The sequence below is a fragment of the Porphyromonas circumdentaria genome (assembly GCF_900167105.1).
GTDB classification, from domain to species: domain Bacteria; phylum Bacteroidota; class Bacteroidia; order Bacteroidales; family Porphyromonadaceae; genus Porphyromonas; species Porphyromonas circumdentaria.
Window position 1 is genome coordinate 134537 of sequence record NZ_FUXE01000003.1, and the last position, 11099, is coordinate 145635.

The 11099-nt window shown below is 42.9% G+C and carries 10 protein-coding genes; 9 read left to right on the forward strand and 1 reads right to left on the reverse strand.

Annotated elements, in window-relative coordinates:
• Window positions 1-4: 4 nt before the first annotated feature.
• The 9 genes from B5D06_RS02105 (at window position 5) to miaA (ending at window position 9221) form a co-directional block, all read left to right on the forward strand.
• Window positions 5-598 (forward strand): L-threonylcarbamoyladenylate synthase, encoded by a 594-nt coding sequence (locus B5D06_RS02105; RefSeq protein WP_078736372.1) that lies wholly within the window; start codon window positions 5-7, stop codon window positions 596-598.
• A complete protein-coding gene (locus B5D06_RS02110) occupies window positions 595-1998 on the forward strand; it encodes a sugar transferase (protein ID WP_078736373.1) in 1404 nt (467 codons plus the stop codon). Before B5D06_RS02105 ends, B5D06_RS02110 begins: the two co-directional genes overlap by 4 nt.
• Entirely contained in the window at window positions 1998-3797 is a 1800-nt protein-coding gene (locus B5D06_RS02115; protein WP_078736374.1) for a chloride channel protein, read from the forward strand. The genes B5D06_RS02110 and B5D06_RS02115 overlap by 1 nt, the downstream gene beginning before the upstream one ends.
• A 12-nt stretch (window positions 3798-3809) precedes the next feature.
• Complete coding sequence (fmt, locus tag B5D06_RS02120; protein ID WP_078736375.1) at window positions 3810-4799, forward strand: methionyl-tRNA formyltransferase; 990 nt, start codon at window positions 3810-3812, stop codon at window positions 4797-4799.
• 118 nt (window positions 4800-4917) lie between these two features.
• Window positions 4918-5742 carry an outer membrane protein assembly factor BamD gene (locus B5D06_RS02125; RefSeq protein ID WP_078736376.1) on the forward strand — a complete coding sequence of 275 codons (825 nt, stop codon included), beginning with the start codon at window positions 4918-4920 and terminating at the stop codon, window positions 5740-5742.
• A gap of 62 nt (window positions 5743-5804) precedes the next feature.
• A complete protein-coding gene (locus B5D06_RS02130) occupies window positions 5805-6137 on the forward strand; it encodes a DNA-directed RNA polymerase subunit omega (protein WP_078736377.1) in 333 nt (110 codons plus the stop codon).
• Between the two features lie 36 nt (window positions 6138-6173).
• Complete coding sequence (locus B5D06_RS02135; RefSeq protein WP_078736378.1) at window positions 6174-6641, forward strand: DUF4293 domain-containing protein; 468 nt, start codon at window positions 6174-6176, stop codon at window positions 6639-6641.
• A 90-nt stretch (window positions 6642-6731) separates the two neighbouring features.
• Window positions 6732-8234, forward strand: coding sequence for an IMP dehydrogenase (locus tag B5D06_RS02140; RefSeq protein ID WP_078736379.1), 1503 nt, complete (start codon window positions 6732-6734; stop codon window positions 8232-8234).
• Between the two features lie 30 nt (window positions 8235-8264).
• Window positions 8265-9221, forward strand: coding sequence for a tRNA (adenosine(37)-N6)-dimethylallyltransferase MiaA (gene miaA, locus B5D06_RS02145; RefSeq protein WP_078736380.1), 957 nt, complete (start codon window positions 8265-8267; stop codon window positions 9219-9221).
• Between the two features lie 35 nt (window positions 9222-9256).
• Here the strand turns inward: miaA and B5D06_RS02150 are convergent, their stop codons facing one another.
• Window positions 9257-10711 carry a C69 family dipeptidase gene (locus B5D06_RS02150; RefSeq protein ID WP_078736381.1) on the reverse strand — a complete coding sequence of 485 codons (1455 nt, stop codon included), beginning with the start codon at window positions 10709-10711 and terminating at the stop codon, window positions 9257-9259.
• Window positions 10712-11099: the final 388 nt, after the last annotated feature.

An 11099-nucleotide genomic window follows, 5' to 3' on the forward strand; every position in this document is an offset into this window, starting at 1 on the left:
ATCAATGAAACAGATAGAACCTTTGACTAACGACTATAAACAGGCGGTACGAGAGGCTGCCGAGGTAGTAAAAAAAGGTGGCATAATTCTTTATCCAACAGACACAATCTGGGGTTTAGGTTGCGATGCTACCAATGAGCAAGCTGTACAAAGGATTTACAAAATAAAAAAGCGGGCCGAAAGTAAGTCCATGCTTATTTTGATAGATACTGATGCCAAACTATCTGGACTCATGGAAGAGGTGCCTTCTATAGCCTATGATTTGATTGACGCGTCAGTAAGCCCCTTAACCATTATTTATCCTAAGGGGCGTAATGTGGCCCCCTCTCTTTTATCTGAGGAACGCACTATCGGTATCCGTATTACAAAAGAGGCTTTCTCTCAAGCACTATGCAAGGCGATACGAGTCCCCTTGGTTTCTACTTCGGCCAATCTATCGGGCGATTCTTCTCCCAGCATATTTTCAGAAATATCATCCGAAATCAAAGAGGCGGTCGATTACATTGTACCTGTACGTCAGAAGGAAACTACTCCAGCAAAAGCGAGCCAAATTATAGCATTAGGAATACATGGCGAAGTTAAAATCATTCGTTCATGACACGCGAGACTAAGTACCGTCTTTTTTACCTTGTAGCAGATAGCTGTTCTGTCTTAATAAGCTCCCTGCTTCTTAATACGATCCGTTTCTATTGGGAAGCACCCAATGGCATTTGGGCTACATTGGATAATTATTTGTTTAACACAAAAAGTTATTTCGTGTACCTCTCTTTGTGGGCTTTTTGGCTACTGTTATTTGCTCTCTCGGGATACTACAACAAGCCTCTTAACAAGAGTAGAATAGAGGATATTTGGACAACCTTTTCGACGGTTGTTTTGGGTACAGGAATTGAGTTTTTATTGCTTATTGTGGACGATCCTGTACACGATACCAAGGGTTACCTCAAACTTTTCTTCTCCTTGATGTTTACCTCTTTCTTATTAGTCTACTCGTTCCGATTTATTGTGACGTGGTATGCTATTCAACAACGAAATAGGAAAGAGTTTTGGCCTAAAATCCTTTTGATTGGAACAAAAAAACAGGTAGAAGAGTTAGCTGCTGCAGCTTATGAAATGCGTTTTACCCCTCAGCAGAAACTTTTCTTTGAAGATTTCTATAAAAAAGGCTCTTCAGATCTAGCCATCGAAGCAATTACTCGAGAGGTTAGTACGATTTTTGATAATACGCCCCCTACAGAAATATATTTGGCCTCAACACAAGAGGAAAGCTCCAATGTGGGACATCTTTTATATAAACTCTATCACTATCGCTGCCCCATCAGAATTACCGCAGAAGGTATGATGCCTCTCCCCTCTATAAAAACCACATTTTTACATGGGATACCTCTTGTAGATGTAACAGAGACCAAGATGAGTGAGGGGGCAAAAAACGTAAAATGGTGCTTTGATCGTCTCGCCTCTTTCTCTCTTTTGGTGCTCTTGAGCCCTCTTTTTTTAATCTTATCTATTTTAGTTCGAAAATCATCCCGAGGAGAAATTTTCTTTTCCCAAGAGCGCATCGGTAAGCGAGGAAAACCCTTTATGATTTATAAGTTTCGTACCATGTATAAGAATAGTGAAAGGAACGGACCACAGCTAAGCCATGATGGAGACACACGGATAACTCCCATAGGGCGAATACTCAGGAAGTATCGCTTGGACGAACTCCCTCAACTATTCAATGTACTGAAAGGAGACATGAGTTTTGTAGGACCTCGTCCCGAAAGACAATTTTACATAGATTTACTCGTGGATAGAGCCCCCTACTATTATCTACTGCACAATGTACTACCAGGTATAACCTCATGGGGAATGGTACGCTATGGATATGCCTCCAATCTCGATGAGATGACCGAGAGACTAAAATATGATTGGCTATACTACGGTAATATGTCGCTGAAAATGGATTTAACAGTGCTTTTTCACACAATAAGTGTTTTGGTAAAAGGAGCAGGTAAATAATGAAAACAGAGATTACACAGAAACTCTCTTCCCTTCTAATGCGTTTCATCTTTTGGCGAGAACGCACTATAAAAGAACGCTACTTTATACTCATAGTCAGCTTTATGGTAGGAGTTGCCACTGCTCTTGCAGCTACTCTTCTAAAAGAGTTGGTACACTTTTTACAGCATCAAGTCACTAATGCGGCTATTGAGCGTAACTATCTCCTATTAATATTCCCTCCTATAGGAATTTTTGTTACCGCCATGATTGTACGCTACGTAGTACGTGATGATATCAGCCACGGAGTAACCAAGATACTAATTGCCATATCGCAACGGAAAAGCAGGATTAAGCCTCATAATATGTGGTCTTCTATCCTTTCGAGCTCCATAACTATTGGATTGGGGGGATCTGTCGGAGCAGAATCTCCCATCGTTCTAACGGGAGCAGCCATAGAGTCCAATTTAGGTCGCCTGTTCCGTTTGGAGCAACGCAATCTAATGCTTTTAATAGGTTGTGGTGCAGCTGGAGCTATCGCAGGGATTTTCAAAGCCCCTATTACAGGCTTGGTCTTCGTGGTAGAAGTTTTACTTTTGGATCTTACGCTTACAAGTGTACTTCCTTTGCTAACGGCTTCTGTAACCTCTGCTTCTTTAGCTTACATCATGACAGGCTCTAAAGCGATGTTCAGCTTCTATCAAAGTGATCCTTTTGTGTCGTCTCGCATACCCTATGCCATTTTACTTGGCATTTTTTGTGGTCTTATCGCTCTCTACTTTTCCAAGATTATGTTCTTTTTGGAGCGACGTCTTAAACACATAAAGCTATACGGCTATCGCTTCCTCGTTTCGGCCATCATATTGAGTATTCTCATTATTCTTTTCCCCCCGCTTTATGGAGAAGGATATAATACCATAAATGCTCTTCTTTCGGGACAATACCCTTCGGTGCTTGACGGCTCTTTCTTCTCCTCATGGAGCGATTCTTATTGGGCGGTTTTCGGTTTTCTTGCTTTAATACTCTTCTTCAAGGTTTTTGCTTCTGTGGCCACCAACTCAGGAGGAGGGTGTGGGGGCTTGTTTGCTCCTACGCTATTTGTTGGGGCATTGAGCGGCTTTGTCTTCTCTTATGTGCTTAATTATTTCTCTTTTGTAAAGGAATACTTACCTCAAAAGAATTTTACCCTTATGGGTATGGCGGGTATGATGTCTGCTGTAATGCATGCCCCTCTAACGGGGGTTTTTCTAATCGCCGAATTGACGGGAGGGTATAACCTATTCCTTCCTTTCATGCTAGTCTCTTTGAGCTCCTACCTTACTATTCGTATCTTCATGCCCCATAGTATTTACTCTTTACGCCTTGCCGAACAGGGGAAACTGGTAACCCATCAAAAAGACAAAGCTGTATTGACTTTGATGAACCTAAACAGTGTAATCGAGACAGAATTCAAGTTGGTAAGTCCAGAAATGAGCTTGGGAGATGTAGTTCAAGTGATTGGTAATAGTAGACGTAATGTATTCCCCGTTGTAGACAGTAATAATCATCTTCAAGGGATTGTACTACTGGACAACATCAGGAACATAATGTTCCGCCCCGATTTATACGACAGGCTGCATGTGAACAAGTTTATGGTTTCTCCTCCAGGGAAGATTGTATCAACGATGACTATGGATGTCATTATGCAACTGTTTGATGAAACAAAAGCCTGGAACCTCCCCCTTGTTGATGAAAACGGATGCTATCTGGGGTTTGTGTCCAAGTCAAAAATATTCAACACCTATCGAGAAGTACTCTCGCAACTATCTCAAGGAGACTAAAATAGAATTGATATGAAAAAAGAGGATTTACGTATACTTTTTTTAGGAACTACATCTTTTGCTGTTGAACACCTTCGTTTTCTCATAGAAGAATGTTATAACGTTGTAGGGATTGTAACCACCCCCGACAAACCTGCGGGGAGAGGTCATAAACTAAAAGGGTCTCCCGTAAAAGAGTTTGCTGTAGACTTGGGGATTCCCATCTTTCAGCCCGAGAAACTGCGAGAAGAATCTTTTTTGGAGTCCATCCGAGCTTTAAACCCGACATTGGGTATTGTTATTGCTTTCAGGATGCTACCCAAAGAAGTATGGCGGTTGCCCTCTATGGGGACTATTAATGTGCATGCTTCCCTTCTGCCCAGATGGAGAGGAGCTGCCCCTATTAATCACGCCCTAATCGCTGGCGATAAAGAGACGGGGGTGTCTCTATTTTCATTGACAGACAAATTGGACCAAGGCGATGTTATAGCCATGCGTACTATATCTCTTTCTGAAAAAGACTATTTCGGAGCAACCCACGACTTATTGGCACAGGAAGGAGTACTTCTACTCAAAGAGACTTTATCAGAAACTATTAACCAAGGTCTATTACCCCGAGGTATTCAACAACTGGTAGAGGGTGAACCGCTCTACGCACATAAACTAACCAAAGAAAATACTCGTATCTCTTGGAATCAACCAGCCGTTGCTATTCATAATCTTGTTCGGGGATTATCACCAATCCCCTCTGCCTGGACCACATTGGTAGAAAAAGGGCAAACGGATACACCTGCCGTTTACAAGATTTTTGAGACAGAGGTTATTGTGGACTACTCTTCTGCCTCTCTGAAAAAACGCCCCCGAGTTGGCTCCTTTTTACCTGCGCCCAAAGGATGTTTATATGTGGTAACCCAAGAGGGAGTATTATCGATACGCTCCCTACAAGCTCCAGGCAAGAAGAGATTAGATATTTCTGCTTTTTTGAATGGGTTTCATATACCAGAAGGAAGCTATTTTGAATAATACCTTTGAATGTGTGGCATATACAAAAGAACTCCCTATGGGTATTAATCTAAATTTCTCTACCTTTGTAAACCAATATTGGCAGGTAATCTGTTTTTAGGAATTTGATGTACGAAGTATGAAAAGACTTAATAAATTGTGTTTGGGAGTATTTGTCCCTCTGATGATACTTTCCTTCTCAAGTTGCGGAGAGTTTACGCGAGTACAGAAATCTACCAATACGGCATTGAAGTATGATTATGCCAAGAAATACTACAATCAAAAGAAATGGTCAAAAGCTGCAGATCTTTTAGTCGATGTGGTTTCTGCTTACGATGGCACTAACGAAGGGGCTCAAGCTCTTTTTATGTTGGGAGAGTCTTCTTTGCAACAAGCTCAAGGAGAAACAGCTGCAGAGTGTTTCCGCCGCTATTACAACACCTACCCCAAGGGGCCTCAGGCTGAGGAAGCTCGCTATAAAGCAGGGGTCGCTATGTATATGATTTCTCCAGAAGCCAAACTCGACCAGAATGCCACCTATATGGCATTGCAGGAGTTGCAAAACTTCATTGAGTATTACCCTCAAAGCGAATACAGAAAAGAGGTTGAAATGATGCTTTTTGAACTCCAAGACAAACTCTCTTACAAGGAGTACCTCGCAGCAAAGTTGTACTACGACATGGGGATGTACCTTGGCAATAACTATCAATCAGCCATCGTAACTGCCAACAATGCTCTAAAAGACTTCCCTTATACAAAGTATAGAGAGGAGTTTCAGATACTGATACTCAGAGCCTCCTATAAAGAGGCTTTGAATAGCGTAGAGTCTCGCGTACAATCACGCTTGCGCAACGTATCCGATCGTTATTTTACCTATATAAACGAGTTCCCAGAGGGAAAATATAAGAAAGAGGCCGAGCAGATTTACAAAAAAGTTTCGAGTCTCATAAATAACGATTTATAGAGATTATTCTCTTTCCCCCCCTCTTATTTAATTCTATCGATAACACTAAGATTATACATACAATGAATAGCAAAAAGAAAAATGCCATTCCTACAGAGGCTATAACACGTTCTACATCTCAAATGTCAGAAGCTACAGGTAACCTATACGAAACAGTGGTAGTTATAGCCAAGCGGGCCAACCAAATAGCACGTGAGCAGCAAGAGGAACTAAAGGCTAAACTGGAAGAAGTTAGTGTTGGAGTGGATAATCTTGAAGAGCGACAAGAAAATAAAGAACAGATTGAGCTCTCCAGCTACTACGAGCGCTTGCCTAAACCTACCTTGGTTGCCACTTATGAGTATGAGCATGGCGAGATTTATCACCGCTTGCAAGAAGAAAAGAAAGAGAAGTAATTTACAGTAAGTTTCCCTATTTATTCCCCGAGAATTATGTGGCAGAGAATACAAACCCTATGGTTACTTTTGGCAGGAGTCGCTATGACTTTAGTTCTGATTTACCCTATGGCTCTTTTTACCAAAAGTGGCCTTTTAGGAAGCGAAAACTTTGAAATGACAAGTATTTGGTTGCGGAATATGTTTACAGGAGAGAAGCACTCTATTCTTTGGGGTTTATTCTCTCTGGATGTGATCATAGTACTCCTCTCCTTCCTAACCATTTTCCTTTTCAAGAATAGAAAGCTACAGATGAGAGTATGTATGTTTACCCTACTGCTATCCATTGGATTCATTGTGTATGCTGCGTTTTTGGCATTTGGCTTTGTAAAGAGCTTGGAAGCAAACTTTAGTTTTAAGTTTGCCATAGCCCTTCCGATTATAACGCCTATTTTACTTTTCTTGGCGCATCAAGGTATTCGCAAAGACTACATTTTAGTACGCATTAGTAATCGTATCAGATAAAAGAAGAAAGAAGTAGGTAGTTGCATTATCTACCCAACTTCTACTCTTCACCGTATCCATTGACTATTTATAAAGCATTCTTATATATCTATGGCTATTTTTCTAAAAGAAACTTCGCATACTTTCGGAGAGTATCTCCTTGTACCTGGCTTAACAACCCACACAACGACCCCAGATAAGATAGTGTTGCGTACACCTCTCTCTCGCTTTAAACAGGGAGAAAAGCCAAAGATTAGCCTTAATATACCCTTTGTTTCTGCCATAATGCAGTCCGTATCTAATGACACGTTGGCGATAGAGTTGGCACGTAACGGGGGGCTTTCCTTTATCTACGGCTCTCAACCTATCGAGGAAGAAGCAGAGATGGTACGTAGAGTAAAGAAGTTCAAAGCAGGTTTCGTAACGAGTGACTCTAACCTCAGTCCCGACCAAACTCTTAGCGATGTTATCGCTCTAACCAAGAGAACAGGGCACTCTACCATAGGTATAACGCATGACGGCACCTCCAATGGTTTTCTAAAAGGAATCGTTACAGGGCGTGACTACCGTTTGAGTACCGATCCTTTGGATAGAAAGATTTCGGAGTTTATGACTCCATTGGAAAAGCTCCATGTAGGAACTAAGGGTTTGACGCTTAGCGAGGCCAATGACCTCATATGGAAATATAAGTTGAATACGCTTCCTATCATCGACGAAGAGGGACGTTTGCTCTCTTTCGTATTCCGCAAAGATTACGATAGTCATAAAGAAAATCCCTATGAACTCTTGGACCCTATAAGTAAAACACTGCTCGTAGGGGCTGGTATCAACTCTCGAGATTATAAAGAGCGAGTACCAGCACTGGTAGAAGCAGGGGCAGATGCACTCTGTATAGACTCTTCCGATGGTTACTCTATATGGCAAGCAGAGACCTTGCAATGGATTAAGCAACAGTATGGAGATCGCATCGTGGTAGGAGCAGGAAACGTGGTAGATGGCGAGGGATTCCGTTACTTGGTAGAAGCAGGGGCGGACTTCATTAAGGTAGGTATCGGTGGTGGTTCTATCTGTATTACCCGTGAGCAAAAGGGTATCGGTAGAGGTCAGGCAACAGCTGTTATCGACGTAGCTCGTGAGCGCGATTTGTACTACAAAGAGACGGGCATCTACATTCCTATTTGTAGCGATGGAGGTATCGTGCATGATTATCACATGGTTTTAGCTTTGGCTATGGGAGCTGACTTCTTGATGATGGGACGCTACTTTGCTCGTTTTGACGAGTCTCCTACGCGCAAACTTAAGATCGGTCCCAACATTGTAAAAGAGTACTGGGGAGAAGGATCCAATCGTGCCCAAAACTGGCAACGCTACGATACGGGCGGAGATGATACTAAGGGTATGAAGTTTGAGGAGGGCGTAGATAGCTACGTAACCTATGCTGGACCTATGAAGGACAACTTAGACCAGACTTTAATGAAGATCAAAGCTACAATGTCCAGTTGCGGAACGGCCAATTTGGAAGAACTACGATCCAATGCCAAGATTACACTCGTATCGGCAACAAGCATCGTAGAGGGTGGCGCGCACGATGTTATCCTCAAGGAACACAACTAACCCTCTCTATTTATTGTAAAATAACCTACAATGACTAATAAGCCTCCATTAATAGCAATTGTTGGTCCAACAGCATCAGGCAAGACTTCCCTTGGGGTAGGTCTTGCCTCTCTTTTATCGGGAGAGATACTGAGTGCCGATAGCAGACAAGTCTATCGTAGGATGAATATCGGTACAGGAAAGGATCTCAGTGAGTACACCCTACCCGATGGCACTTCTATACGCTATCATTTGATAGATATTGTAGAGCCAGGCGAAGTGTACGACTTGTACCGATGGAAAAAGGCTTTCAACAAAGCCCTCCTTTCTATTGAAGAGCGGGGCAAAACACCTATTTTGGTAGGAGGCTCTGGGCTTTATGCCGAGACGGCTTTGGGCGGTCGTTCCTTAACAGAGGCTCCTAAGAATGATGCCTTGCGCCAAGAGCTACTACACCTCTCTCACAAAGATTTATTGGATATTTTACAACGCTTTAAGGGCGTACCTCAAACCGATACTTCATCTGTACGTCGCACTATTCGAGCCATAGAGATAGCCTCTTACTACGAACGTCATACTGGCAAACAATCTCAAATCCTCTCACAAAAAAATGAGTTAACCCTCCCCCACTACCTTTTCTGCCTTTCGTTAGAAGCTCCCGAACGTTGGGAACGCATTGGTAAGCGACTGCGTCGTAGAATTGACGAGGGTATGATCGAAGAGACTCGTTCTTTACTCAATGAGGGGGTACCTGCTGAAACTTTAATTCAATATGGTTTGGAGTACAAATACATTACCCTCTACCTCTTAGGAAAACTTGATTTAGATACTATGATTACCGAGTTAGAGGTAGCTATTCGTCAGTTTGCCAAACGCCAAATGACGTGGTTTAGAGGGATGAAACGTAGAGGGCTCAATCCCATATTCATCGATGCAACCCTACCGCAAGAGGCTATCTTAGATAAAATATGCGCTCTACTTCCCACAAAAGAGTTTGCACAACAATAGAAGAGGTGACACAATAACTCTTTCGAAGGACTTCCTTAAGCTCCTGCAAAGCGATACTCGGCTTGTATATCTTCTGTCAAGCGAGTGAATAGCTCTTCGATAAGAGCATCGGTAACTTCCAGTGCCAACTTTAGCATACGGTCAGAGAAAGCCTGCAACAGTTCTCGAGCATGGATGGGTTGCGTTTTGTACACTGCCATATATTGCTCTTCCATTTCCCGCTGGCGTTGTGCAGTTTCCTGTTCAAAACGAGCGTAAGTCTCTTGTATAATGGGCGCATAGCGGTTAAAGTTGACCATCCCGAGGGTTTGTACCTTGCGGAACTTCCAATAGGCAGAGTCTTTGCTGGAGTGGTTTGTTCCCTTAAGATAGGCCTCTGGATAGGAAGATACGCCTTGATATAGTGGTAGGAATACGCCCAGAGCCGCCATCCCCATAGCTACATAGTTTACACATCCGATAGCGGCAGGAAGCTCCGAACGTACCTGTAAGATGTGTGTTTGCGTAGTACGGAATATAGAGACAGGACGGTATTTTTCCTGCGGATTTTCGTGTAAGTAGGGGTCGTGCTCCGTACCTTGGTAGTGGAAGCGGAATGCCTTGCGCAAATCGTTCATCGTAATGGGGTGATTGGCGCGTGCGTAAACGGGAAAATCGTTGCGCGTTACATCGTTGGTTATATCGGGACTAAACATCGCCTGCAATCCCCACACTCTCGGATAGTTGTAGGTAGTGTCGAGTTCTATATCTCGGGCATAGGCTTCGTGAAAGTCAAATTTGCCATCATGAGAGGGGTCATATAGTCCATGCTTTATGGCAAAATCGATAAGATCGGCAGAGGCCATATAGTTCTCTTTATCTTCGGGATTGTAGGCACGGAAGCGGCTCTGATTGCCCGTTACAAAGTATTGCTCCTCGGGTATGCGACAAGCCAGCCAACGATGCCCGCAAGCGGTCTCTAAGTACCATATTTCCTGTTCATCGACAAAGCCTACTCCGAAGCCCTCGGCTATACCGTGCTTTTCGATCAGTTCGCCCAATCGTTTTACCCCCTCACGTGCCGAGCGGATGTAGGGTAATACGATATTGAAAACCGAGTTCTCTGCTACTCCGTTTTCTACCAAAGGATCGGCTTGTAGTGCCTTATCGTTGCTAAAGATACTTTCCGTGGCACTCATTCCCACACCTACTGAATTAAAGCCTGCACTTCCCCAATGTCCAGGCAGATGATAGGGAGCCAATGCCGTATAGCCCAACGACTCGGTGGGGAGTTCGCATCGGAATGGGCTATCTAAGGCAACAAACTCTTTGGGCCCCTCCTTCTTATCGGGATAAACTTCCCAGTTTTTGGCAAACATGGCATTCCAGTCCTCTGAGCGTGCCACGATCATAGAGCCGTCGCAGGTCATTCTTCGTCCTACGATAATTGTAGTACATTCAGAAGGGTAGTGCCCTCTTTCTTTTTTGTTTTTGTAGTCTTGATGTTTCATACCTTATTATTTCTTTGTTATTAGGTTATTCTAAGGTTACCCTCAAACTCTTCTTTATAGTTAAACGGAGCGAATAGCTCCAATCGAAGTGCGGGGTTGCTAAAATCAACTACGGCAAAGGTATGCCTTAAAAAAGAATAACAAAATCCCTATTAATAAGTAACGACTTATACCTAATGGAGAGTTACGGAAGATTTTTTCTTTTCTAATAGTATAGTTTTGTGAAAACAGGGCGTTGTTGGGAGTTGTAAAAGGTCTATGTGAATGGACCTCTTACGCAACTTTGGCGGCAAATGCAAAAAGAAATCATTCGACTGCTTCTGTTGCGGTACGATTTTGACCTGCACGTCTTAATATTCCTTTGTATAGAATGTGTGATTGTGTGAGG